Consider the following 23,937-nt stretch of genomic DNA (forward strand, 5'->3'; position numbering starts at 1 on the left):
GAATTCAAAAGGAGGAGCACGAGTGAAAAGGCGTTTGCTCATAGTAGATGATGATCGAGATTCAGTTCGCTTGTTAACGGCTCAACTTATAAACAGCAGATGGATAGAAGTGTGCGGGGAAGCATTCGGAGTGGAAGAGGCATGGGCAAAACTACAGGCAAACCAACCTCATTTTGTGTTGCTGGGTGGTATTAAGGGAACGGAAAGAGGGGTGTTGTGTCAGCAGTTTCGGCTAGCCTTTCCTCATCTTTCATTTATTGCTGCTTGCTCAAGCAATGAACTGATGTGGGAGCCCTTTTTCCGGAACTTAGGCTTATGGGTTATTGCCAAGCCCATTGAATCAGGGCAAATTGAAGCGTTAGCCATGATGATACAACCTCCAGGCATGGTAGCAGAAGCTGCGCCACAACAACAGCAGTATATCATCCAGGAACAAACCAAGAGCTATCCGAGCCAACCGCCGTCATTCCCCGAGCCGATCACAGAAAGTCAAGTTCCTGAAATGGCTCGTCCCAAACAGCTTATTACTGTTTACGGTCCAAAGGGTGGCGTAGGAAAAACATTTATTTCTCGAGAGTTAGCAATTTTCTTTTCCATGCAAAAAAACGAAGGTCTCCCATTGCGGGTAATCGCTGTTGACTTCAATCTTGATCTCGGAACATTTGCGACTACCTTGAATCTCCCTCGTACCCCTAATCTTTTTACGTGGGTAAAGGATCTTGATGCTCAGTTGCATGCCCTTATTCAGAGTCAAGGAAAAGAGCCGTATTCCATTAGCAGTGAGGAATGGCAGGAATACGCACAAGCCTTGCCGTTATCTCCACAACAAATCGAGAAATATGTGGTTGCTCATCCTGATACGGGATTGCATGTACTTACTTCCCCCCGTGATATTCGGCAAAGCTTTGAAATCCGTGACTATCATTTATATCTGATTCTCGAAACGTTAAAACAAAGCAACTACGACGTCATCCTAATCGATACGGCTCCTGATACAACAGATGCAACGATTCAAGCGCTGTTTTTTGCAGAACATGTCGTGATGGTGGGAAATCCGGTGGTAGATTCCATTGAAAATATTCAACGATTGCTGAAACTGTTGAGAGAAGCAGAGTACCCTGAAGAACGCATTCAAATTTGTATGAATCGTTTGCAGCGGAAAGAAATGTTTACCTTGGATGAAATTCGTGCCTATTTCCAACTTCACCCTAGCAAAAAAATCTTCTCAATACCTGACGATGTGGAAGTAAAAAAATCGATTAACACCGGAACGCCAGTTATGCTCCAGACAGGGAGAATTCCGGCCAAGGAAGCCATTGAAACATTAGGAAAAGCACTGTTCCCCGTAGATGGGGAGCAAATGAAGGCTGCTGGAAAAGAGAAACAAAAAGAGAAAACATCTCTCTTCAAGTGGTTATGGGGATAAGGGAGGGTGTCATGTTCGATAAAAAACACTTACTAGGCATCTCTAATCAAGTCCGACCTGCGCAAGAATTACGATCAACCGGCAGGGGAATGGCGGGAGTTCCTTCGACGCTTCACGAAAAAATGCAAGCCCCCGATCACGAGCGGACGAATGAAAAATGGGTCGGGACAGATAGAGAAACATCGATACGCACCCAGATTGTCGAGAAATACGGAAAACGATTATGGGAAGAAAAGCAGTCCCCACTCTTTTTAGATGAGCTGACGGCAGATATTCGAATGCTGTTGGAGTCGCAAACCACCCTGACTTCCGTACAAAGAGAAGCAGAAGTAAAACGATTACTGCATTCTTTGACCGGTTGGGGGCCATTAGACGCTTTATTAGAGGATAACGACATCACGGAGATTCTTTTTCACCGCTATAACTATCTCGTCATTGAAAGAAAAAGTACTGGTCGCCTTGAATCGCCGGACATTGCTGTTTTTCGCGATGAGGAGGAGCTGCTGCGCTTATTGGAACAAATTGCAGCGACAATGGGGCGTGAGTTTAATGAAACAAAAGCAGAGCTACATACACAGCTTCCAGACGGTTCCCGGGTTGCTGCTACACATCGCTCTATTTCTCCCGATGGTCATATGCTCACGATCAGAAAACACCGTGAGTTACTCAGCGAGTTCGACTACTTGAGGTATGGTTCCATTTGCGAGCCGATGCTTCTCTTTTTAAACAGAGCCGTCCGTTTATCTCGTGCATCTGGCATTGTCAGTGGAGGAACAGGCTCAGGCAAGACACACATGCTCAACCTTATCTCCCAATATGTCCCTGATCATTTAAGTATTATTACGATCGAGGACGTTTTGGAGATGAAGCTTCAGCATCCTTTTGTGCGCAGATTTTTAGCGAAACCTGCGAATTATGAGGGCAAGGGTGGGTTTTCGATCAAGGATTGTGTTCGTTTGTCCTTAAGAAAAAGGCCGGATGTCATTATGGTCGGTGAGACACGAGGTGGTGAAATCGTAGATATGCTTTGGGCGATGAATACAGATCACCCTGGTAGCTGGAGCACAGCGCATGCAAACTCACCGCGAGCTTTGGTCGATTCAACATTGCCCATTTTATTTGGAAAAGCAGATGAAGGGTATAGTGCTGAGGAGCGCAATTTAATGATCGGTTCAGCACTAGATCTGATTGTTCAAGTAAAACGTTTTGAAGAAGATGGCAGTCGCAAGGTGGTTGCAATAACGGAGGTAGTGGGGACGGGGCAATCGCATGAAGAATGGATAAAACGGGCTTGCAACATTAAACAGGTTCTCCCTGATCGGGTGTATTTACAAGATATTTACGTGTACGAAGCAACTGGGGTGGAGAATGGGAGAGTAAAGGGTCACTTCAAATGGACAGGCTATCGCCCAGAGCGATTGATTAAGCGATGGCTAGAGAAAGGGCTGTCGCGAGAGGAGATTGAGCAAGTCTTTTTCACCACACCAATACCGCTATAGGAGGAGAAGGCATGGATATTAGCTTACCTGTTGCGATAGGGATGGGAATGGCCATCCTGTTATTGATCATGCCCAACAAATTTTACATGCGGGAACCAACGGGGAAGCACGAAATCGTAGAAGTGCTGCAACAGGACAGAAAAACGATTTGGAAGCAGTTTGAGGAGAGGTTGGCGAAATCGCGCTCAGGGTGGGGGGTAAACCAGTATGTCACCCTCTCTTTTTTATTGGGGATCGCGTCCTTTGGTGTGAGTAGTCAGATCTTGCAGTCTTGGTGGATGGCATTGCCTGCTTTGCTGGCAGGGATTATGTTTACCGAACGGTTGGTGAGTGTATGGGGGGCTCGTCGAAAGGACGATTTCGAAGCAGGCAATGTAAAAGCGATTCGTCTCATGGCCAGTTCTTTACGTACCTCTCCATCGTATTTACATGCGTTTGAACAGGTAGCGGCTAGTCCATTTTTATCAGAAATTGTATTAGAGGAGTACAAGCGCATTGTAGAGCTATTGCGGGCACAAGTCCCGTTGGAGCACGTAATGAATCGATTCTTTGAACGTACAGGATCAGCAGATGTCAAATATTTAGCGACCATTGTTCACATTCAACGTGAGATGGGTGGAGATATGGCCAAAACGCTCGATTTGGCTGCTTCTTCGATATTGCGGCGCAGACAGTCACTCCGTAGACAAAAAGCAGCTATGGCTCAGATCGTTGCACAAGTAAATTTACTAAGTGTCATGCCGTTTGTTTTTGTCATTGCGTTGTATGTGAATAATCCCAATCATTTCGACCCACTAACGGCCACAATGGGGGGACGGTTGCTTATTTTGGGTAGCTTGGCTTCTATTTTGATTGGGGGAGAAGCAATTCGTTATGTTGCGCATAAAAGCATAAGCAGGGGAGCATAGGAGAGGGTGCAATGTTCGTTCTCGTTATAAGTATCATGGTGAGTGTTGCTATATTTCTGTACGGCTTGCCGTCTTGTGTGAGTAAGGGAGAACCATTCTCTTCCACACTTTTGGGCAGGATTGATGTTGAGCAACAGGCAAAGCTTGAGCAAGCGTTTCAAAAAGGACGAAAAAGGTGGACACTGATTCGAGGCTTGGAGAAAAACCAGGTACTGCTACAGTATTTCTACAAATGGACGGGTGTCGATAAGAAAAAAATAGAGGAAACATTGGCGCGTCTGGAGATTGATATAAGCCTGACAGAGATTGTCTTGTTCCGGCTCATCAGTATGTGTTTCATTGCTTCATCTTTAGCTTCATTGGCAATGACCATGGTTAACGGTGAGCAAATCGGTATGGTGACTGGGCTTCCCTTAACGTTTAGCTTATTTTTGTACTTGCTACCCAATATGTTGCTAGATTGGGTGGACAAGCGGGCAAAAGCTGAAATTCGTGAGCAGGTCCCTATCTTTTTCAGCATTGTGCAATCACTTGTGGAAGCAGGCATGCCATTGCAGCAGGCTGTTAAGCAGACAGCGAGACGTTTTGATGCAAGACTGGGCAGAGAGCTGGCGAGCCTAGAAATAGGAGAAAAAAGGCATGGGAACTGGAGAAAGGCCCTTGAAGAGCTGGCATTTCGGTGGGAGGTTGATTCGTTGACTACCATTGCGTTGGAGATGAACGAAGCGATGAAAAAAGGGGTTAGCATATCACAAATGTTGTCTGTTCAAGTAGAGGAGCAAGTGAGACAACAAGAAGACGAGGCTGCTACCCATATGAATCGGTTAAATATCAGGTTATTGCCTTTTGTCATTTTGTTAATGGGTCTACCGCTATTGTTCTTGGTGATGGGCCCTGCATTTATCGGTATCGGAGAAAGCTTGTAGAAAAATAAGTCCGTGTAAATATTTTTGCGAGAGGCACTGTCTTTTGGCAGAGTGAAAATAGAACCAAAATCTCAATGAGGAGTGAATGGAATGGGAGCCATCGCAGATTACGTGAAGCGTTTTTGGTACGAGGAGGACGGTGTTACGATCGTGGAAATGGTCATTATCATTGCCGTCATCTTGATTGTGCTTATTCCGACACTGACACAACTAGGCACTGCCGAAGACGAGAAGCTGAAGGAACTGCAAGAAAAGATAAGCAAATGACAAACGTAGTCTTGCTTGGCGTGTTAGGAGCGGCAGCATGGATGGATTGGAGACAAAGAAAAATACCGAATACTCTTGTTTTTCCAGCGATTTCTGTCGGCTTATGGTATCAGTGGGAAGGTGAATTATTAGCTGGAGCATTGTTAGGTGTGGCAGGAGCCTTTTTGTTGACAGTTGGTCCCGTATTCTTAAAAGGGATGGGGATGGGGGATCAAAAGCTGCTGATGGCTGTTGGTGCTTGGACGAGCTGGAGTGTGGTGTACTCTTTGTTTTTGCATTCCATCGTTTTGTGCCTGATTGTTATGGTGTTCTATCCGCAAAATTGGGCTCGTTTACGCAACAATCTTCAAATCATAGCAGCCGGATGGTCGGCTCATCGACAAGTATGGCTTCCAGGCAGGGGAAAAACAGCCTTTTCATTCCCCTACGCGGTATATTTGCTGGGTGCTTTTGTGTTCCAATCCGTACGAAATGTCTTCGGAGCAAGCGGATGATCACACGAATGGGACGAGTGATATGTGCGAGGGCGAAAGATGAGCGAGGCAGCCAAATGATTGAATTTATTTTGGTGTTTCCTTTAGTTTGGATCTTGATCGTATTCTCCTTTGACCAATTCAGTATGATGTACAACAAGCAAAAGGCATTGGTAGCTGCATATGAGGCAGGGAGAATTGCTGCAGTGCAGCCCAATTTCGGTTTGGCCAAATTCCATGCGAAAGAGCGAGGCACATCGGAATTAGCACAAGGTATCGGAGTCCTTCATAAAGATGTGCAGTTGGAGCTTGATGGGAACGGCTGGAGAAAAGGCAGTCATGTAAAAGCTGAAGCAACAGTTTCATTTCGGCTTCTCGCTACGGGGGAATTATACGAGATAACCGAAAGTTATCACATGATGGTTGAAAATGCGGAGGAGAAGCAATGAATGATCTGTTGCATCATTTTTTGATTCGAGTGAAGGAAGAGCGCGGGGCAACAATGATTACTGTGCTCTTCTTTCTCTTCTGCTTGGGCAGTCTGCTCTCTATCCTGTTATTTTTGGAGCAGACAGATTATCTAAAAATGAAGATGCAACATACAGCAGATCTGATTACCAAAGGATCGCGTGCGGCTGGAAAATGGGAGTACGTAGATTCAAACGGTGATAAGCAAATCAGATTGTTTGCGACAACAGAAGAAGCTGATCGGCGTGATGCGGATATCATTCGCGGGGCACGTGAAGAAGCGGAGATTCTTTGGAGATTAAATAGGTCGAATCTAGAGGGGACAAGTGATGAAGTCTCTGTCACTCACCAAAAAGGTGAACGGCCTTATCTGTACTTGCAAGGAATCTATCATCTAGAAGTAAAGGTTGAAAAGAATATACCTGTATTTTGGGATGAGCTTTTTGTAAAAATGAACAGAGTCTCCCAGTCTGGGGTATATGAATAAAGTCACAATTTTGAACGAAGTTACTGTTATTTTTGTCCTATTCCCGCATGGTAATTTAGTAGCATATTCCAAAAATGGGGATAGGAGTGAGATAACAGTGCCCTCAAAAATAGTCGATAGGTACAAACGAATTCTTAACGGAGAGCAAAAGCGTTTCTCCCCGTATGAGTTCGAAGATGTGCAGTACCGTAAGCAAAAAGTCCAATTAGTTGTCAGATATGCGATTGAAAATGTAAAAAGATGGACGCCAGAGCAAGCGCGACGTGAATTGAGCTTGCAAGATGTCAAAGAACTGAAGCTGCATTTAGTGAGAGAATTTATTGAGCCGCCTATTGAGGCAAAGGCTGAGGATGTGTATTACTTCGTCGAATTTGCTTATCCGTATTTACCTCGGCTTTCAGAAGAGCAACGAGTGCTATGGGTTTACCAGGAAGTGCTTTCAGGCATAAGACGCCATTTTCCCCCCGGTTATTTTCAGAGCATAAAGGGTGAGGAACGGGCAAAAATATGCGTCGATTATATGTGCGAGCATCTACTAAAGCTGGCAGATTTGCGTCAACTGCCAAGTATCTTCAGCAAAACAGAGAGAGCGTATACGCTCCTGAAAACATATAAACTCAAGATTCTAGTCGATACACTCTACTTTTCACCATTTGATATGGTCACTGAAATGTATCCCGAACTTAGTGATCCCTCTTATTGGGGAGAGTTATAAAAATATTTGCACAACCCTGCTGTCTTTTTTTACGGTAGAGATAGTTTCATAGGCTTATAAGCAGATGAAACGGCCGTACTCTACAGGTGAGAGAAGGAGGCGTTGCGTATGGCAACAGTAGAGGCTCACCAGAAATGCTCTGCATCCGTGGAGCAGCTTCTAGGGCGAAAAGTACGCTACCAGAAGCACAAACCCGGCAGGTATCTTTCAGTGGAAAGAGTTCCGCAGGGAGCGTTCCAGATCGAATCCGTACATCGATTTGGAGACAGAGTAGTACTCAATGACGGACTGATTGTAATGGAGAATGCTCCAACCGTCATGGAGCGCGGGGGAAGGATCGCTCTTCTTTTCGCGACCGGAGAAGAACTTTACTTTGTAACGCAGTAGGTTCTCTTAATCGCCTTGCACGGGTGCGTGTGAGGCGACCAATAAAGCCCAAATGCCTGGTTTATCAGGCTAAATAAGATTGGATGAGTCGAGAATGCTCTTGGAGTATATCTATCGCTCTATAAAAAGAAAAATGGGGGTATTTTTACGTGTTGGCAAAGAGTGCAATCGAATTAGTCAACCGCTGCTATGAGGAGACAAACAAGCTGACATTGTTGTCATTGGAAGAGTTTAAGGAATCCTTTATTGCTTTTGTTTTTGGAGATTACCAGGAAGAGTTTATGGTTCAGTATGATCTGGAAGAATTTTATGAGCATCTGAATCAGCTTCAGTTATCAAATTGCCGGAGAGATTTTGATCGAGCAGTTGAGGAATGGTACATCACAGAGTATGGAAGTGGGAATAAAGGCGTCAATTATCATGACATTTTGTTTACGCTAGTAAAGGAAGCAGTCGTTCAATACCAATCTCCAAATCGGATAGCACTCATCCGAGACGTAACCAAGCTCTTAACTATGCCAAATGGATTCCTTGCCCGTTGGCAAAATGGGCAGATACGTGAGCGTTCCATCCCCACATATTTTAAATATTTGATGAAGCTCGGAGTACGTACACATGAAGATATCGAAATGTTGGTAGACATGTGGCTGGTAGAGTACCCAAACGCATTTAATAAAAAGCAGCAAGAGCTATTTGCCAATCCACCGAGAAGAGGAAGACCTAACAACGTCGAGCTCGCTCTGTTAATCGAGCTAGCCATGAAAGTGAGACCAGAAATGACAGTTCAGGAACGGGAGCGACTGCGCAAAATATACTATTATCATCGCAAGTCCCTCACTGTTCGAGAGATGGTTGAGAAATTCGAGAAATACATTGCCAGTAAAAATAAATCAAATGATTCCCAGGTGGGATAATCATGTTTTGCCAAATGAGCCGCTTTGTCTCCAGGTTCCGTGATTTGGAGCAGCGGGAGTTTTCACAGTCTATTGAAGAAGAGCGACAATGGAGAGTGCTTAAAGAAAAGCTTGCTTCGTCACCAATAGTTGAGCAACAGGAGTCGTATCAACGTAAATGTATTGCTGTTATGAGTTTGTACGAACAGGCTGGAGCTAGTTTTCTTGCAAGTAACCTAGCGTATGCATGGTCAGGAAAAGGCATTCCCGTCACCCTTTGCGAGTTACCAAAAGTGACTTCCTATTATTATTTTGCACTTGATTTTGAACGTAGAGTTCGACAACAAATAAGAGATTCGCTTACACCATCGCTCCTCATGCAGAATAACCATCTACGCATCCAGATAGAATCCCCAGCACAATTTCAGCACGAATCTTCTCAAATAGATATAGCCAACTGGTTACTACGGATTTGTAAGGATAGTCCCATTGTTGTCATTGATGTTTCTTCCTACTGGAATGATATCCACTCCAAACAAATTTTTGAGCATGCCGACGAAATATGGGTAGTATTTGATGCAGATTTGGCAAGACTTACCCGTTTGTTCCTTGTAGGTCCAGCCCCTGCTTGGTGGAAGACAGAAAGAAGGAAAATAAAAATGATAGCAAACAAGTGGAATAGCCAATTGTCTCGGACAAGCATCATGAAAAAAGTAGAGGGAACGCTCTCCCTATGGGATCAGCAGCCTGGAGCTACACGGGTAACTGACATGATTCCATTGATGGATGGAGAGAAAACAGCATTGGCAAGCGCCAAAGCCAATCTACTATTGGAGCTTTTTCCGGAGGAAGAGATTGAGTTCCAGTCATTGATTCATGCTTATAAAGGAAGGATGTTATGAAGAAGCAAACATTACTTGTCATTTGTTTAATCTCATTTCTGTTAGCAGGGGCGTCCTTTTATGCAGCGACTCAATATATTGACGCGATGGCTGCGGAAAAGCTGTTTGCCCCAGTTGTAAAGGTTGCTACAGGAAAAGAAATATCAGCCTTCGAGCCGATTACACAAGATGATGTGATACTTGTACAGGAAGAAGTGGATGAAATTCTTCCAGATTCAGCCCGTGATTTGGATACTGTTCTGGGGAAAAGGAGCACGCAGACTATATACGAAGGCGAGCAATTATTAGTGGAAAAGCTGACAGATTCGCAGCTTTTACCGGAAAAAGGGGAGGCGCGCTACGAGTTCCCCCTACTATCCATTCATCCTTTAACGGAATTACGCAAAGGCGATCATGTGAAAATTTGGGTCAAATACAAGAGTCTCTCGGAGCTGCAAGACTATCCTACACCACTGCATTTTCGAAAAACCAATGATACGGCAGATTTGCTATTTGAAAGTCAGCTTGCAAGCGTGAGGGACAGTAATGGTATTGAGATCTATACATTAAAGCCGAGCTTGTTGCCATCGCCTGATCAGATGGATTCCATCTTTCATGGATCACGAGAAAAGCCGTTGCAGAATGGCGAAAAACGATATCGTGACTACCGGGTCCAGCCAACAGCACTACCTGCTTTTATCGGCTTTAATTTGACAGACGAGGAGTATGTGATAGTAAGCGAGGCAATGTCATATGGGATGCTTCAGGTAGGTCATATCATGGGTCCAAAGGAGCAAGCATCATGAAAATTTTAGTTTGTTATCCGATGAAGTCACTCGCCAAGACGTATATGCCTGAGTATAGTGATGTGCTGGTAGCAGAGTCGGCGGAGGAGTTTTCACGGCTTGTACAGCTTTATATGCCAGAGGCTACCGTGATCTTTTCCGAAATGTTCAACGCTCCCGTTTGGGAATGGCTTCCCGCCCTGAAAGGACAACTCCCGCCAAACTCACTGTTAATTATTGTTCCTCTCTATCGGGATGAGAAGATGATTGAGAAGGTAGCGGAGGAGTCCGGGCTAGAACGTGTATACCTGTTATCAGCCCATTTATCACAAGAAGAAATACGCCATCAAATCAGTTTGATTCTTGGCTTCGTGCAAGAGTGTCCTGATATTGGGTCGTCAAAAGAAACGGGGCTCGTATACGCTTTGTTGAGCTACGGAGCTTCTGGCATTACTACCTTTTGTATTAATTATCCCGTCATACTAGCGAGGCAACATCCTGAAAAGCGAATTGTTGTACTTGATATGAATGAAGCCAAGCCGGATCTAACGCGTTTCTTCAAGCTCCAACGACATCAATTATCTTTATTTCGTCCTGATTTTATCGATATACAAAAAACTGCCAAGCGTAACTGGAGCAATGTCTGCAAACAGAGAGATCACTTACCTAATCTGTATTACGCACATGCTGCTAGCAAATGGAAAAGCTCAGAATTAAGCAATCTAATTCGTGTGTTTCGCATGCAATTTGACTATGTATACGTCGATTGGGGTTACTGCTTTCCTGAGTCTGAGACTCTACAGCGGTTGCTTCATATCGTTGACCGCAATCTTTTATTCGTGAGAGCTGATCCCTTTAGTATCGACAGTGCCAGAGAGTGGTTGCACAAATGGAGAGAAAGAGGAGTGAAATGCGAGGTTTTACTCAGTCATTTAGATCCTGGGCAACCCTTTCGAATCGGGGAGGATGTTTCGGTTTATGGTGTAGTACCACGCATTTCGGAGAGTAGACTTAATCAATCTCATCAGAGCTGCAGTGTATTAATAGAAGAGTTTTTCCCTCCCAAATCGTACATCAGCAGTTTGAAGGAGATTGCTAAGGCACAATATATGGATAAAAGTGCGGTGTTTTACTGATGAGAGGGATAGAACGAGAACAACCAATTAGATCGGACATCCAAACCATTGAGGACATTAAACAAGCAGCAAGAGATTATTTAAATCATTTTGGCAAAACTCGAGAAGAGAAGCTAGAGATGCAACGAATTCTCGCTTTGGCAGAACAGGGAGATCGTGATAGTCACAACCATATTATTCTTCGCTTGCAGCATTATTTTGAAGAAGTCCTCCAACGACCAGTAACCGAACAAATTTTGCCGCATGTGAACGGTTACGAAGGTCTCACCTTTTCTACATACGGGTGGGGCATACTCGATGCCGTTCTCCATTTGTCTCCGTGGGTAGAGGAAGTGCGAATTTCTGCAAACCGCAACATTGCGTACTTGGAGCAAGGGGTCAAAAAATTTCTCTCTTACACACCGAGCTGGAAAGAGGTTGAAACCCTCCAACAAAAGTTGACCAATACAGCCGGTCTATCTTTTAACGAGAAAAAACCTAGATTGAGCGGATACTTACATTCACTAAAAGCGAGACTGACCATGTTTACTTTCCCTTATTCCAGAGTACCGACCATTCTGGTTAGACGATTTACTACGCCTACTTTTTCGCTCGACCAACTCCGTACACAACAACAGCCAGCTTTCGACGAAAGAATTCAATGGCTAATGGAACAGCAAGTGTACGGACGCAGCAATGTACTGGTTATTGGACCGATGGCTGCTGGGAAAACAACGTTGATGATGTGTATGATGAAGCTGAAGGACCCTCGGACAGAATATATCACGATCTTTGAAAGTGAACACGAAATGCGATTCGGTGATATTTGGCCAGGTGAAGTGATTGAACTCCAAAACGTGGAGGAAATCGGCATTGAATTAGGGCATTGCTTCAAAGACATGTATCGATCGACCGCAAATACGATTTTAATTGGAGAAATTCGTGAGCCAATAGAAGCGTATCATTTTATAAATGCCGGAATTAGAGGGACGGACGCTACAATCGGTGCGATGCACGAACGATTTGCTCATAGAGCGTTACATGATTTGACCGATCTTGTTTATCAATACGGAGGGCGGAGTGTCGAGCTGACCCAGGAGCGGATTAGCAGGGCAGTCAATTTTGTTAATTCACTTACATACCGCAACAGTGGTCACCGTTTTATTGATGCCATTCATACAACGGAGTGGAATTCATCTTTTAACCGAGTCGAATCTATTCCCCTCGTAGTTCGCAATATGCAGACGGGAGCTTATGAATGGACGGGAAATCAACTAAGCCCACATTTAGTTGAATACATGTGTTACGTCGGCAAAGCAGACATTGAAGTGTTGAAAGAGCTACGTCTTACCGATATAGGTAGGCAGCTATGATTTACACATTTCTTTTCCCGGTGTTTCTATGTCTCTTCTCTGGCTTTCTGTTTCTCGGCTTACACCTGTATAAGGGATGGAGAAGTCCACGCGTATTCTTCCCGCGTACAGTTGAGGTATGGAGAGGGAAATTTTTAAGGCATTCTACCCGGCGCATGATGTATGAACGCTTTGAGCGTTGGTGTCAAATCGTGGGGGGGACAGCAGAAGGATACTTAATACTATCCATGATTGGCGGGGTAGCGGGATTCATCTCGGGTATTTTGTTAGGAAATATGATTGTATCCTTGTCGCTTTTTCTCTTATTCCTCTCGCTGCCAACACTGATTCTATACGCACGCTATACCGTGCAAATGAATAAAAAAATCAGCTCATTCTGTCGTTTCGTCGAGTTGTTTGCCCGTTATTATAACAGTCGCAAAAACATTATTCTTACCTTTCGCGAAATGATAGAGGAATGCCCTAAAGAGTTATTGCCTGACCTCCTTCTGCTGAACAATAGCCTTTCGGATGGGGGAAACTCGGTTGCGGCAGTAGAACAATTTGCGCAGAGACTGGACCATCCGTGGGCTTTCGACTTTGCAACGTATATTTCCAGTGGTTTGGAAGGAGAAACAGAAGATATTCAATCACCTCTAAATCGGTTAACGAATGAGATGTTTGTACAACAAGATGAAAAGCATGAGCGTGATAGTGAAATATACTCCATTTGGATCAGCCTGCTTATCGTCATAGCGATTTGCATTTGTTTGATCCCTTACAATCAAGGGTTGCTTCAAGATTCCTATCGTCTCTATTTCTACACGCCAGATGGACAAGCCATATTAGCGATTGCGGCGACTGTTTGGACTTTTTCGATCCTATTGGCGTTTATTTGGGGAAGGAGATATCGCTAATGCCAATGCTAATCATGTATACCTACCTTGGATTAGGCGCTCTATTTGTTTTTAGTGCAACGTTTATGATCGGGAAGTACTTGTTTCACAAGCAAAAGCCGAAGCTGTTTGTTTCCGGGGTGTGGTGGGGAAAGTGGGAGCAGGCACTCAAGCCTGACGAAGACGACAAATGGGAGCAGTTATTATCAAGAGCAGGAAGACCTTTTGGGTGGGGAAAACCGGAGTGGGTGTTTCTGCAATTGTTGACTGGAAGTACCGTTTGCATCCTTATTCTTATGTGGGTCGTCATAAGTCGAATGGAATCATTTCCACTTCTGTCGATGTGCCTGGCATCTGCAGGGAGTTACATGCTTCCGTACATGGGCTTGAAGATGTGGGCAAATCACAGGGAGGATATGCTGAGCACAGACATCGCCAGATTTATCAATCGCTATGTGACCCTTCTAGAAAATCAGGTGCCCATTTACAATGCCATGGTCAAGGCAGCAAGACCGACTAGAAAGCTAAAAGAGTATATCCCTACTTTATCTGAGTGGAACAGAGACCCTAATGATGCACTTGAGAGCTTTAAACGCAAAATCGGTGTCGACGACGGAATCATTCTCGTATCGAGTATGCGTACAATTGAGACACTGAGCGAGGGACAAGTAAGTACAACTATGCAACGAATGGAGTGGGCTGTCGATCACCGAAGAATGTTCCGTCATCGAAAAAAGATTAAGTCTTTAGGGATTGGCTACACGGTCATTGTCTACCCGGCATTTTATATGGGGTTATTGGTAGCCATGTTTCCTTGGTATAAGCTGCTTACAGAAATTCTGGATAAATATTTGACCTGAGGAGGAGCAACTATGACAAAGCTATTATCAATCATCATGTGCATCGTGTTCTCTTTAGGAATAATCGTTTCTAGCTTGTCCGAAATAAACACATCGGTTGTGAGAGAAGACGGGCTGAGAGATCGAGCAGTTGGATGGATCGACAAAGCCATACCTTAAATCACGTATGAGAAAAGGGGAAATTCGAGATGTCGAAAATGTTTTTTATATTTTTAGCATGTGTCATGGTGTTAGGGATCGGTGTCAGTAGTTATGGTAATGAGTTAAGCCCTGCGGCAAACGATTCTGCCGAGAGCATTAACCAATCTATCACATCGCTGAATTACGATACTCGCAATGAAAACATAAACTTTAGGATGCAAAACGGGACATCCTATACGTCGTCAAAATGATGCTGCACATCCACGTTCTTCTCATCATTTCGATTATGGTAGGGAGCTTATGCGCGGTGCTTTGGAATCTCCAGCCAGAGGAGCAGCTTAAACAGACGCAACAAGAAAGGGTATATCGAGCAGCTACGGTCATCTTCCATTAAAGAGGAGTTGGCTAAAAGATGGTGAAAGCAAAGGTCTTTCTTATTTGTCTATTGGTCCTTCTATTGGTTACTTCTGCACTGGGAGCTTACCACTTGTACGCAATGGAAAGGGCGATTGCCCGTGGAATCTATGCTGACTTACTGGATGATATGCAGGACATCGGGTATTTGGAGCCTAAGTTAGCAGATTACTATCTCCTTAAAATGAAAGAATTGGGTTGGGAAGTGACAGGAGATGCGTTTGCTGGGAGCTGGCCTCGAACCGAGAGCGAGCGAGCTCGCAAAGAGCGGCAGGAGGCGATTACCTTGTCGGTTACCATCCAGCCTTCAAAAGTGACCCAATGGCTGCACAAATTTGTGGAGGGGGATACATCCTTTTCCTTTACGGGAAGCCGGCCGTCCGAATACTTTGATCCAGGGTGGTAGTGCATGAATAAAATGATTAGCATTTTGGCTGTAATGGCTATTGTATTGCCTTTGACGGTAGGTTTGCTTCTCACCGGTCCGCAAAATCTCCTTTCGGCATGCACGCAGTTTTTCGGTGATTTGCTCGCTGAAGTAACGCGTTTTGGTACAGGCTAATGGGTCAATTAATCGCTGTGATTCTGAACATTATGGTTATGCTACTCGTTCCATTGGGACTTTTACAGGTACATACGGTTGTTCAGTCCAGAAACGAATTATTGGAAGTGAGCGTGGCCGCTACGAAATACGTCAGCAACCACGGGGGGACGAGTGAAGCCAACTTACAACAAGAGGTTCGGGCATTGATCGCTCGGGAGCTGAGGGAGAAAAAGTTTTCTGTTTCAGAGCAGGATCTGTCTGTCAGTATCACTCGCACTCGTTCACTCGATCCCGTCCTGTGGAGCCACGAAGATGAGTTTGTCGTGGAGCTAGCAATCCCATACCCTCGCTTTACCTCATGGATTCCAATGCCGGCTGATTCCTTGCAAGTCCAAAGAATAGGTACAGTTAACATCATGGACTACGATCTGTAAAAGCTCCCGTTAGGAGGCTATCGTTACGGGTATAAACATCTTATCCATTTCTACAATACTATTCTTTTTGCTGGTAGGTATGTTTATTGTAGATGCAGACATCGCCATGCAGAAAAAGACAGAAGTGAAGATACTCCTGGAGTTGTCTAATCATCACGCCACCTTTGCTGTTGATCCTGTATTGAAAACAGAGGGTGTGATTGATCTGCTGGAAGACGAGGCTCTTGAACGTTTTGATGACAGAATGTACGAAAATGGAGGATACCGTCGTGAGCAAGCCTTGTTCGTCCCTCAAGCAGATAGTGTGACCACTGATCCCATTCCTTTCTCACGCTATTATGTGGATTTCCGTTCGTGGCGCAATGACCTCCAATTACGCCTACAGTACAATGGGACGACCCTCGTGACAGAGCGGGCAACGAAAGGTCCAGCTCGTCCGGGAGGCGGAATGCTGCAAATTACCGTAGTAACCGAGCGTGGCGAAGTACTACAGCTCGCACCGAAAATAATGGTCGGTCCATCCCATGTCGTAGTTGCCTACATCGACGAGCGACCGTTTCTGCCGATGCTGCCGTCACATTCGTTTCCAGTCGTATCTGTAGAAGAACTGAAAGATTAGTCAGACTTATTTACAAATTGCGAATTCTTCTGGTACTATGTAGGAAAGTGCTTACCCAGCTTGCGATTGTGAGGAAGTCGCTCTCCGAACATCCCGTTTGCCGGTCCGTTAAGCATAGTAAAAGTGGGGTTATTGATTTGTTTGATAAAGATACCATTTATATCGTAGGCGATGCACAGTCCTCTTCGAACAATCCGATTACACAGCAGTTCAGTGCTTTTTTTATCGGATTGGTTGTCGATACTTCCAACGACAAGATCGTAGATGCGGCCTGTTCCTCCACAGTTCAACTGACGTCTGATTTTGCTCGGTCGATCTTTATCGGTCATTCGATTATGGCGTCTGAGGAAATTGGTGAAGAGATTCGCTTTCGGTATTTTGGATCTTCTCAAAAAACATTGATCGCAGCGTTCAAGGACGCGCAAAAGAAGTACAAACAAGCAGTTTCCACGAGAAATAAAGCCACAGTCACCAAATGAATACACCCGCTGCTTTATTTATTCGTATGCACGGCATACACGTAAGTAAAACCCAGCAAATGCCATGGTTGTGTGCATTTGCTGGGTTTTTTGCTTATCACGATAGGTCAGTTTTTGATGAAAAGGAGGAGAGTCCTTGCTATCTTTTGTTTTCCGCAGATTTATCTCCATGATCGTGACGTTATGGCTCATCATTACCCTCACCTTTTTCCTGATGCATGCCGTTCCAGGATCTCCTTTTGAAAGAGAAGGAAAGGCATTAGACCCAGCGGTGGAAGCTAACCTCAATGCCTACTACAACCTAGATAAGCCGCTAGTGGTCCAATACGGGCTGTACTTACAAAAGCTGGTGCAATTTGACCTCGGGCCATCTCTTGCCAACAGTTCAGATACTGTCAACAAAATGATCGCCCGTGGATTCCCCGTTTCTTTTCAACTCGGTCTGATTTCTGTCGTCTTTGCGATTGTCACCGGTATCGCACTTGGTGTGATCGCTGCCCTACGACATAACCGTCTCATTGATTACCTTGCCATGATTATTGCCGTTATCGGGATATCTGTTCCTAGCTTTGTTGTCGCTTCCCTATTAATCAAATATTTGGCGGTCGAATGGAAGCTGTTGCCGACCGCAACATGGGGGACTTGGCAGCATGTGATTATGCCAGCGCTTGCATTGGCGTTTGGTCCGATTGCGATTATCGCGCGTTTGACCCGTACCAACATGCTGGAAGTGTTGACTCAGGAATACATTGAAACCGCTCGAGCAAAAGGGCTGTCTCCGGCGACGATTGTGTTGAAGCACGCACTGCGTAATGCGATTTTGCCTGTCGTCACGCTTTTAGGCGCACTGATTGCCAACGTTTTAACGGGAAGCTTTGTGATCGAAAAAATATTTGCGATTCCTGGTATGGGGAAATATTTCGTCGCTGGCATTAATAACCGTGATTATTCCGTCATTATGGGAACGACAGTTTTCTATAGCGCACTTTTGATTTTTCTGATGTTTGTCGTCGATGTACTGTACGGCATCATTGATCCACGAATTAAGCTGCATCGAAAGGAGAGCGAAGGATGATCGTTTCTGATGATTTATTTATCCCGATGCGTAAAGACAACCTCAATGCGGAAGCGATTGTGCGACCTCAACTGACGTTTTGGCAAGAAGCTTGGCTTCGCCTCCGAGGAAACAAGCTGGCCCTGATGGGGTTGGTGGTTATTATCTTGCTCGGGGTTATGGCTACGATTGGACCGATGATCTCTGGTCATGAATACGCCAAACAGTCGATTATTATGAAAAACAAGCCGCCGTCGGAAGTGAACTGGTTTGGTACCGATGATTTTGGCCGCGATGTGTTCACGCGTGTTTGGTATGGTGCGCGCATTTCCCTGTTTGTCGGTTTGACGGCAGCACTTATCGATTTTTTCATTGGTGTCTTGTATGGAGGAATTGCTGGATATTTTGGCGGGCGAATCGATAATATCATGATGCGCTTCGTCGACATTTTATACGGTCTTCCTTATTTGTTGGTTGTGATTTTGCTGATGGTCGTCATGGGGCCCGGACTTTTAACCATTATTATCGCGTTAAGTGCGACCGGTTGGATCGGGATGGCCCGGACTGTGCGTGGTCAGGTACTGCAAATGAAAAACTCCGAGTACGTACTGGCTGCAAAAACAATGGGGGCAAAGCCTTTCTACATCATTCGCAAGCACCTGCTGCCCAATACAATTGGCATCATCATTGTCTATGTCACGTTATCTGTTCCATCTGCGATTTTTGCAGAAGCGTTTCTGAGCTTCCTCGGTCTCGGTATTCAGGCGCCAATGGCTAGCTGGGGAGTGATGGCTAACGATGGACTCCCCACCATTTTGTCCGGTCATTGGTGGCGGCTCTTTTTCCCTGCTTTCCTCATCTCGCTGACGATGCTCGCGTTCAACGTGCTTGGTGATGGCTTGCGCGATGCGTTCGATCCGAAGTCAAGGAGGTAGGCAACATGGATAAAACGGAAAAGCTGCTGGAAGTCAGTGGGCTTCGGGTCACATTCAAGACGCATGGCGGTGAAGTGAACGCTGTTCGGGACGTGAACTTTACCTTGAACAAAGGGGAGACACTGGCGATTGTTGGAGAATCCGGATGTGGGAAAAGCGTGACTGCAAGGAGTATCATGCGACTAATCCCGGAGCATATCGGAAAAATCGCGGGTGGAAGCATTCATTTTAAAGGGCAGGATCTGGCAAAGCTACCGGAAAAGCAAATGCGTGAGCTGCGTGGGAAAGAAATCTCCATGATCTTTCAAGATGCGATGACGTCGCTCAACCCGACCATCACCATTGGTGAACAGATAATGGAAGGAATCATTCGCCATCAAAAGGTCGCCAGAAGCGAAGCCAAGCGGCAAGCGATTGAAATTCTCAACTTGGTCGGGATCGCCAATCCAGAAAGTCGTCTTAAGCAGTACCTCCATCAGTTCAGTGGCGGGATGCGTCAACGGATCATGATTGCAATTGCGCTTGTCTGTAAGCCGTCCATTCTGATTGCGGATGAGCCTACGACAGCGTTGGATGTGACGATTCAGGCGCAAATCATCGAGCTGTTCAAAAGCATTCAACAAAAGACGGGAGTCTCGATTATTATTATCACGCATGATTTGGGGGTCGTCGCCAAGGTTGCGGATCGGGTCAATGTCATGTATGCAGGAAAAGTGGTAGAGTCTGGACCTGTTCGCGACATTTTTTACAATCCGCAGCATCCGTACACCAAAGGCTTGCTGGCGTCGATGCCACGTTTGGATGCGGATCGCTCTATTCCGCTCAGCCCAATACCTGGCACACCCCCGGATTTGTTCAGTCCGCCAATTGGCTGTGCATTCGCTGCGCGCTGTGACTATGCGTTGGAAGTATGTCGGAATTACCAGCCTGCGGAGACTCATGTTCATAGCAAACACGCGGTTTCCTGTTGGTTGCAGGACCCGCGGGCGAAGAAGTTGCTGGCGTCGATGCAACCGCCAACGGGAACCTGATTCTTGGCTGTCGAGAGTAGTGGTCAAGCCCGGCTTCATTCGTGTAAAAGAGGGTGTCGTCTGACGGCGCTATCCTTTTACGTCATACAAAAACAAAGAAATAAGGGGGACGAAACAGTGAAAAAACTATCAACATTGTTGCTGTCGGCTACGCTGGGTGTGTCTATGCTCATGGCTGGATGTACTTCGGGTCAACCAGCTGCACCGAGTGAGCCTGCACCAGGCAACACGGCTCAGCCAAACGCTCCGACGCCGGGCGATCAAGCGGCAAAGCTTCTGTTGCTGAACAATATCAAGGAACCGACGTCATTGGACCCGCCGATTGGCTTCGATGAGCCGTCTTATAACATTTTGAACAACTTGATGGAAGGCTTGACTCGCCTGGACGAAAATCAAAAGCCTCAACCAGCGGCCGCTTCCGAATGGACAGTCTCTGTAGATGGAAAAACCTACACCTTTACCCTTCGTGACAACAAATGGTCCAATGGTGAACCGGTAAAGGCTCAGGACTTCGAATTCGCGTGGAAACGCATGCTTGATCCTGCACTGGCATCTCCGGCGGCATCCCTCGCGTACATTATTGAGGGAGCGGAGGCATATAACAGCGGTAAAGGACCGGCGGATGGCGTAAAAGTAAAAGCGGTGGACGACAAAACACTAGAGGTCGTTCTTGCTCAACCAGCATCCTGGACGCTTCTATTGGCATCCAACCCAGCTTTCTTCCCTGTACACAAAGCAACTGTAGAAAAAGATCCAAAATGGGCAGCAGAAGCAGCAAGCTTTGTTGGAAACGGACCATTCAAGCTGACAGAGTGGGCGCATGACAGTGAACTGAAAATGATGAAGAGCGATACGTACTGGGATGCAGCAAATGTAACTCTGCCTGGTGCGGTTTGGAAAATGATTGATGACGAGAATACCGAGTATCAAATGTTTACGAACGAAGAGCTGCACAGAACGACAACTGTTCCTGCGGACATGGCAGACCAATTGTTCAAAGACGGCAAAGTATTCGTGCGTGATGGAGCAGGTACAGAGTTCTATCGTTTCAACGTAACGAAGGAGCCATTCGATAACGCCAATATTCGTAAAGCCTTTAGCTTAGCGATTGACCGTAAGACACTGGTCGACCTGGTGCTGATGCGTCAGCAAAAACCGGGAACAGGCTTCGTATCTTTTGGTTTGCCTGATGCCAACGGTGAAGGACAATTCCGTGAAGTAGGCGGAGAATTGGTGAACTTCAACCCAGATGAAGCGAAGAAGCTCCTGGAACAAGGAATGAAAGAAAAAGGCTACACAAAGCTGCCAGAGGTTACACTCACGTACCGCAGCGGAACGGCTAACGAAAAAACGGCACAAGCCGCGCAAGAAATGTGGAAGCAGACGCTGGGCGTTGATGTGAAGCTGCAAAAAGTAGAAGGAAAAGTTTTGACGGATATGCAAAAGCAATTGCAGTATCAAATTGCTCGTTCTTCCTGGTTGCCTGACTTCGGTGATGCGATCAACTTCCTTGATATTTTCCAATCGAAGGCAGCAAGCAATCGTACGGGCTGGAGCAATGCGCAATTCGACAAGCTGATCCAAGATGCATACAAGGAGCCAGACGATGCGAAACGTCTGAAACTACTGCATGATGCCGAAAAAATCTTGTTGGATGAAGCGCCAATCGCACCACTGTATTTTTACAACACTTCCTTGCTCTCAAGCGACAAGGTGAGTGGTGTACAAAGCTCTTCACTTAGCTACACAGACCTGAGAAAAGCTGTCGTGAAGTAAGAAAAAATGAGTTGGGAGAAGTCATTTCAGGCGGATGGAATGACTCTCCCCCCTTTTTTGCTAGAATTTTTAATAGTGCTATAATTTAGTATGTCTATTAGAAAAAACACAGCTAAAGAAAGCACGAGTGCTGGAGAAGATGGAGGAAAACATGATTATTCAAGCCATCGAAGTAAAACGAATATCTGTTCCATTGAAAAAGCCTTTTAAAACCGCTTTGCGTACGGTGCATAGTCTGGAATCGATTCTGGTGAAAATCACCTGCGACAACGGTATGGTCGGGTGGGGCGAAGCTTCGGCTACCGTCGTCATTACCGGAGACAGCATCGAGAGCATCGAGTCGGCGATTATGAATACGATGAGACCTCAGCTCATCGGCTTGAATTTGCTTGCCTATGAACGAGTTTTCCAAACCTTGCATCAATCCATGGTAGGAAATACGAGTGCGAAGGCAGCGGTAGACATTGCGTTGTATGATCTCATTTCTCAACGCGCAGGAATGCCGTTGTATCAATTCCTGGGTGGCTACCGTGACCAATTGGAGACTGACTATACCGTCAGCGTGAACTCTCCGAAAGAAATGGGCGAGGATGCGGCTGCCTATCTCAAGCAAGGCTTCAACGTACTGAAAATCAAGGTTGGCAAGGACAATATCGAGGATGACATTTTGCGCATCCAGGAAATTCGCAAATCTGTGGGCAATCAGGTGAAGATTCGTCTTGATGCCAACCAGGGATGGAATGTAAAAGAAGCGGTGCAATCCATTCGCAAAATGGAGGACATGGGTCTTGGCATCGAACTCATTGAGCAGCCTGTAAAAGCGCATGATCTGGAAGGCTTGAAGCGGGTAACAGATTCGGTCGATACGCCAATCATGGCTGACGAGAGTGTGTTTTCACCAGCGCAGGCCTTGCAGGTTTTGCAAAACCGTGCGGCTGACATGATTAATATCAAGCTGATGAAGGCTGGCGGCATTTACAAAGCACAATTGATCAACCAATTGGCTGAAGAGTACGGTATTCCATGCATGGTTGGCAGCATGATCGAATCGCGACTGGCTGTATCAGCAGCAGCTCATTTTGCAGCTAGTAAGAAGAACATCACCCGCTTTGATTTTGATGCTCCGTTAATGCTTTTGCACGATGGTATAGAAGGTGGCGTAACGTACGAGGGCCGCTTGATGCGCATGCCAGAAGAGTCTGGGCTCGGTATTCGTTCCGTCAGTTTGTGGGAGGGGGAGAACTAAGATGAAATCTGCCATTGTTTCTGTCTCTGTTGCCACTGTGTGGACCAAGCCGGAGTCGCCGCGTGAAATTGACCAAGTAGCACTCCAATCCCCGGTTGATGCACGAAGCTGGCTCGCTTCCCTTACTGTGGAGGAGAAGCTTGGTTTTTACGACAATAACGCGATTCAAACACAAGCACTGTACGGTACACGCGTAGAGGTAGTCGAGGAGCAAGGGGAATGGTCACAGATTCTGATTCCTGATCAGACTACGAACAAAAACGCAACAGGCTATCCGGGCTGGATTCCGTCTCGCCAGTTAGCACCGTGGTCAGATGCTTTTGAGGTACAGCAAGGCCAAAAGCTGGCGATGATCACGGCGGCGTTTACCCATCTACATACAACGGACAAAAAGCCAGACATGGAGCTTGCGTTTTTGACCAAACTGCCGCTGATTGAGGAAACTGCGGATTGGGTAACGGTAGCGACACCGAACGGCACAGCACTTTTGCCAAAAGCAGACGTCCAAATCGTAAAAGCAAATGAGCCCATCGAGCTTTCCGGTAATCGTGGAAAGGCAATCGTTGAAGCGGGCAAGCGATTCCTCAACCTGTATTATTTATGGGGCGGCATGTCTTCTTACGGGTATGACTGCTCGGGATTTGCGTACAACATGCACCGATCTGTCGGTCTCCAGATTCCGCGTGATGCATCTGATCAGGCAAAAGCCGGACAGCTCGTGGAAAAAGAAGCTTTGCTTCCGGGCGATCTGCTGTTTTTTGCCCATGAAGAGGGGAAAGGCAGAGTCCATCACGTTGGCATTTACATGGGGAATGGCGAAATGATTCATTCTCCGGATTCGCGAAGTGCCATTGAGATCGTCAAGCTGGATGGCTACAAGCTCGAAAAGGAACATTGCGTCTCCAGACGATACTGGTAAACGGATA

The 23,937-nt window shown here is 45.9% G+C and carries 30 protein-coding genes (1 of these 30 only partly in view); all 30 read left to right on the forward strand.

What is annotated here, in order from left to right; all coding sequences use genetic code 11:
• Positions 1-26, forward strand: partial view of a Flp pilus assembly protein CpaB gene (gene cpaB / locus AB432_RS00965; protein ID WP_048035596.1) — the final stretch only. The gene continues 703 nt to the left of window position 1, outside the view; only the last 26 of its 729 coding nucleotides appear in the window; its start codon lies beyond the left edge, outside the window; its stop codon occupies positions 24-26.
• Complete coding sequence (locus tag AB432_RS00970; protein WP_048035597.1) at positions 23-1,426, forward strand: CpaE/TadZ family protein; 1,404 nt, start codon at positions 23-25, stop codon at positions 1,424-1,426. Before cpaB ends, AB432_RS00970 begins: the two co-directional genes overlap by 4 nt.
• Before the next feature lie 11 nt (positions 1,427-1,437).
• Entirely contained in the window at positions 1,438-2,925 is a 1,488-nt protein-coding gene (locus tag AB432_RS00975; protein ID WP_048035598.1) for a TadA family conjugal transfer-associated ATPase, read from the forward strand.
• An 11-nt stretch (positions 2,926-2,936) separates the two neighbouring features.
• Positions 2,937-3,833, forward strand: a complete 897-nt coding sequence (locus tag AB432_RS00980) for a type II secretion system F family protein (protein ID WP_048035599.1) — start codon at positions 2,937-2,939, stop codon at positions 3,831-3,833.
• Between the two features lie 11 nt (positions 3,834-3,844).
• Positions 3,845-4,759: a type II secretion system F family protein gene (locus AB432_RS00985; protein WP_048035600.1), complete on the forward strand. Its 915-nt coding sequence runs from the start codon at positions 3,845-3,847 to the stop codon at positions 4,757-4,759.
• A gap of 90 nt (positions 4,760-4,849) precedes the next feature.
• The gene (locus AB432_RS00990; protein WP_017246982.1) at positions 4,850-5,026 is read left to right on the forward strand and encodes a hypothetical protein; all 177 of its coding nucleotides are present in this window, start codon (positions 4,850-4,852) and stop codon (positions 5,024-5,026) included.
• The gene (locus tag AB432_RS00995) at positions 5,023-5,520 is read left to right on the forward strand and encodes an A24 family peptidase (protein ID WP_048035601.1); all 498 of its coding nucleotides are present in this window, start codon (positions 5,023-5,025) and stop codon (positions 5,518-5,520) included. The genes AB432_RS00990 and AB432_RS00995 overlap by 4 nt, the downstream gene beginning before the upstream one ends.
• Positions 5,517-5,948: a TadE/TadG family type IV pilus assembly protein gene (locus AB432_RS01000; RefSeq protein ID WP_048035602.1), complete on the forward strand. Its 432-nt coding sequence runs from the start codon at positions 5,517-5,519 to the stop codon at positions 5,946-5,948. Before AB432_RS00995 ends, AB432_RS01000 begins: the two co-directional genes overlap by 4 nt.
• A complete protein-coding gene (locus AB432_RS01005; protein WP_048035603.1) occupies positions 5,945-6,454 on the forward strand; it encodes a hypothetical protein in 510 nt (169 codons plus the stop codon). The genes AB432_RS01000 and AB432_RS01005 overlap by 4 nt, the downstream gene beginning before the upstream one ends.
• Before the next feature lie 97 nt (positions 6,455-6,551).
• A complete protein-coding gene (locus AB432_RS01010; protein WP_048036019.1) occupies positions 6,552-7,169 on the forward strand; it encodes a DUF4046 domain-containing protein in 618 nt (205 codons plus the stop codon).
• Positions 7,170-7,277: 108 nt separating this feature from the next.
• Complete coding sequence (locus AB432_RS01015) at positions 7,278-7,556, forward strand: hypothetical protein (RefSeq protein ID WP_048035604.1); 279 nt, start codon at positions 7,278-7,280, stop codon at positions 7,554-7,556.
• A gap of 149 nt (positions 7,557-7,705) precedes the next feature.
• The gene (locus AB432_RS01020) at positions 7,706-8,470 is read left to right on the forward strand and encodes a hypothetical protein (RefSeq protein WP_048035605.1); all 765 of its coding nucleotides are present in this window, start codon (positions 7,706-7,708) and stop codon (positions 8,468-8,470) included.
• A 2-nt stretch (positions 8,471-8,472) separates the two neighbouring features.
• A complete protein-coding gene (locus tag AB432_RS01025; protein WP_048035606.1) occupies positions 8,473-9,351 on the forward strand; it encodes a CpaE/TadZ family protein in 879 nt (292 codons plus the stop codon).
• Positions 9,348-10,136, forward strand: coding sequence for an SAF domain-containing protein (locus AB432_RS01030; protein ID WP_048035607.1), 789 nt, complete (start codon positions 9,348-9,350; stop codon positions 10,134-10,136). Before AB432_RS01025 ends, AB432_RS01030 begins: the two co-directional genes overlap by 4 nt.
• Positions 10,133-11,251, forward strand: coding sequence for a hypothetical protein (locus AB432_RS01035; protein WP_048035608.1), 1,119 nt, complete (start codon positions 10,133-10,135; stop codon positions 11,249-11,251). The genes AB432_RS01030 and AB432_RS01035 overlap by 4 nt, the downstream gene beginning before the upstream one ends.
• Positions 11,251-12,603: an ATPase, T2SS/T4P/T4SS family gene (locus tag AB432_RS01040; RefSeq protein WP_048035609.1), complete on the forward strand. Its 1,353-nt coding sequence runs from the start codon at positions 11,251-11,253 to the stop codon at positions 12,601-12,603. The genes AB432_RS01035 and AB432_RS01040 overlap by 1 nt, the downstream gene beginning before the upstream one ends.
• Positions 12,600-13,499: a hypothetical protein gene (locus AB432_RS01045; RefSeq protein WP_048035610.1), complete on the forward strand. Its 900-nt coding sequence runs from the start codon at positions 12,600-12,602 to the stop codon at positions 13,497-13,499. Before AB432_RS01040 ends, AB432_RS01045 begins: the two co-directional genes overlap by 4 nt.
• A complete protein-coding gene (locus AB432_RS01050; protein WP_048035611.1) occupies positions 13,499-14,338 on the forward strand; it encodes a hypothetical protein in 840 nt (279 codons plus the stop codon). Before AB432_RS01045 ends, AB432_RS01050 begins: the two co-directional genes overlap by 1 nt.
• 12 nt (positions 14,339-14,350) lie before the next feature.
• Complete coding sequence (locus AB432_RS30625) at positions 14,351-14,497, forward strand: hypothetical protein (protein ID WP_007725181.1); 147 nt, start codon at positions 14,351-14,353, stop codon at positions 14,495-14,497.
• A gap of 394 nt (positions 14,498-14,891) precedes the next feature.
• Positions 14,892-15,299 (forward strand): hypothetical protein, encoded by a 408-nt coding sequence (locus tag AB432_RS01060; RefSeq protein ID WP_048035612.1) that lies wholly within the window; start codon positions 14,892-14,894, stop codon positions 15,297-15,299.
• Positions 15,300-15,302: 3 nt separating this feature from the next.
• Positions 15,303-15,455, forward strand: a complete 153-nt coding sequence (locus AB432_RS30630; protein ID WP_007725191.1) for a hypothetical protein — start codon at positions 15,303-15,305, stop codon at positions 15,453-15,455.
• A complete protein-coding gene (locus AB432_RS01065) occupies positions 15,455-15,871 on the forward strand; it encodes a hypothetical protein (protein ID WP_048035613.1) in 417 nt (138 codons plus the stop codon). Before AB432_RS30630 ends, AB432_RS01065 begins: the two co-directional genes overlap by 1 nt.
• A gap of 55 nt (positions 15,872-15,926) precedes the next feature.
• Complete coding sequence (locus tag AB432_RS01070; protein ID WP_048035614.1) at positions 15,927-16,490, forward strand: hypothetical protein; 564 nt, start codon at positions 15,927-15,929, stop codon at positions 16,488-16,490.
• 137 nt (positions 16,491-16,627) lie between these two features.
• A complete protein-coding gene (locus AB432_RS01075) occupies positions 16,628-16,969 on the forward strand; it encodes a DUF3870 domain-containing protein (protein ID WP_012683929.1) in 342 nt (113 codons plus the stop codon).
• Positions 16,970-17,105: 136 nt separating this feature from the next.
• Positions 17,106-18,044 carry an ABC transporter permease gene (locus AB432_RS01080; RefSeq protein WP_048035615.1) on the forward strand — a complete coding sequence of 313 codons (939 nt, stop codon included), beginning with the start codon at positions 17,106-17,108 and terminating at the stop codon, positions 18,042-18,044.
• 26 nt (positions 18,045-18,070) lie between these two features.
• Entirely contained in the window at positions 18,071-18,958 is an 888-nt protein-coding gene (locus AB432_RS01085; protein ID WP_375154946.1) for an ABC transporter permease, read from the forward strand.
• Between the two features lie 5 nt (positions 18,959-18,963).
• The gene (locus tag AB432_RS01090; protein ID WP_048035617.1) at positions 18,964-19,989 is read left to right on the forward strand and encodes an ABC transporter ATP-binding protein; all 1,026 of its coding nucleotides are present in this window, start codon (positions 18,964-18,966) and stop codon (positions 19,987-19,989) included.
• 117 nt (positions 19,990-20,106) lie between these two features.
• Positions 20,107-21,765: a peptide ABC transporter substrate-binding protein gene (locus AB432_RS01095; RefSeq protein ID WP_048035618.1), complete on the forward strand. Its 1,659-nt coding sequence runs from the start codon at positions 20,107-20,109 to the stop codon at positions 21,763-21,765.
• 151 nt (positions 21,766-21,916) lie between these two features.
• Complete coding sequence (locus AB432_RS01100; RefSeq protein ID WP_048035619.1) at positions 21,917-23,011, forward strand: dipeptide epimerase; 1,095 nt, start codon at positions 21,917-21,919, stop codon at positions 23,009-23,011.
• Position 23,012: 1 nt separating this feature from the next.
• Complete coding sequence (locus tag AB432_RS01105; RefSeq protein WP_048035620.1) at positions 23,013-23,930, forward strand: C40 family peptidase; 918 nt, start codon at positions 23,013-23,015, stop codon at positions 23,928-23,930.
• The last annotated feature ends 7 nt before the right edge of the window (positions 23,931-23,937 follow it).

It is taken from the genome of Brevibacillus brevis, assembly GCF_001039275.2.
GTDB classification, from domain to species: domain Bacteria; phylum Bacillota; class Bacilli; order Brevibacillales; family Brevibacillaceae; genus Brevibacillus; species Brevibacillus brevis_C.

Coding starts and splice junctions, on each gene's coding strand:
- AB432_RS30625 (WP_007725181.1), top strand. CDS start 14,351: ATGACAAAGCTATTATCAATCATCATGTGCATCGTGTTCTCTTTAGGA.
- AB432_RS01090 (WP_048035617.1), top strand. CDS start 18,964: ATGGATAAAACGGAAAAGCTGCTGGAAGTCAGTGGGCTTCGGGTCACA.
- AB432_RS01050 (WP_048035611.1), top strand. CDS start 13,499: ATGCCAATGCTAATCATGTATACCTACCTTGGATTAGGCGCTCTATTT.
- AB432_RS01065 (WP_048035613.1), top strand. CDS start 15,455: ATGGGTCAATTAATCGCTGTGATTCTGAACATTATGGTTATGCTACTC.
- AB432_RS01100 (WP_048035619.1), top strand. CDS start 21,917: ATGATTATTCAAGCCATCGAAGTAAAACGAATATCTGTTCCATTGAAA.
- AB432_RS01045 (WP_048035610.1), top strand. CDS start 12,600: ATGATTTACACATTTCTTTTCCCGGTGTTTCTATGTCTCTTCTCTGGC.
- AB432_RS01030 (WP_048035607.1), top strand. CDS start 9,348: ATGAAGAAGCAAACATTACTTGTCATTTGTTTAATCTCATTTCTGTTA.
- AB432_RS01025 (WP_048035606.1), top strand. CDS start 8,473: ATGTTTTGCCAAATGAGCCGCTTTGTCTCCAGGTTCCGTGATTTGGAG.
- AB432_RS01000 (WP_048035602.1), top strand. CDS start 5,517: ATGATCACACGAATGGGACGAGTGATATGTGCGAGGGCGAAAGATGAG.
- AB432_RS30630 (WP_007725191.1), top strand. CDS start 15,303: ATGAATAAAATGATTAGCATTTTGGCTGTAATGGCTATTGTATTGCCT.
- AB432_RS00975 (WP_048035598.1), top strand. CDS start 1,438: ATGTTCGATAAAAAACACTTACTAGGCATCTCTAATCAAGTCCGACCT.
- AB432_RS00995 (WP_048035601.1), top strand. CDS start 5,023: ATGACAAACGTAGTCTTGCTTGGCGTGTTAGGAGCGGCAGCATGGATG.
- AB432_RS01035 (WP_048035608.1), top strand. CDS start 10,133: ATGAAAATTTTAGTTTGTTATCCGATGAAGTCACTCGCCAAGACGTAT.
- AB432_RS00980 (WP_048035599.1), top strand. CDS start 2,937: ATGGATATTAGCTTACCTGTTGCGATAGGGATGGGAATGGCCATCCTG.
- AB432_RS00985 (WP_048035600.1), top strand. CDS start 3,845: ATGTTCGTTCTCGTTATAAGTATCATGGTGAGTGTTGCTATATTTCTG.
- AB432_RS00990 (WP_017246982.1), top strand. CDS start 4,850: ATGGGAGCCATCGCAGATTACGTGAAGCGTTTTTGGTACGAGGAGGAC.
- AB432_RS01015 (WP_048035604.1), top strand. CDS start 7,278: ATGGCAACAGTAGAGGCTCACCAGAAATGCTCTGCATCCGTGGAGCAG.
- AB432_RS01005 (WP_048035603.1), top strand. CDS start 5,945: ATGAATGATCTGTTGCATCATTTTTTGATTCGAGTGAAGGAAGAGCGC.
- AB432_RS01105 (WP_048035620.1), top strand. CDS start 23,013: ATGAAATCTGCCATTGTTTCTGTCTCTGTTGCCACTGTGTGGACCAAG.
- AB432_RS01060 (WP_048035612.1), top strand. CDS start 14,892: ATGGTGAAAGCAAAGGTCTTTCTTATTTGTCTATTGGTCCTTCTATTG.
- AB432_RS01085 (WP_375154946.1), top strand. CDS start 18,071: ATGCGTAAAGACAACCTCAATGCGGAAGCGATTGTGCGACCTCAACTG.
- AB432_RS01040 (WP_048035609.1), top strand. CDS start 11,251: ATGAGAGGGATAGAACGAGAACAACCAATTAGATCGGACATCCAAACC.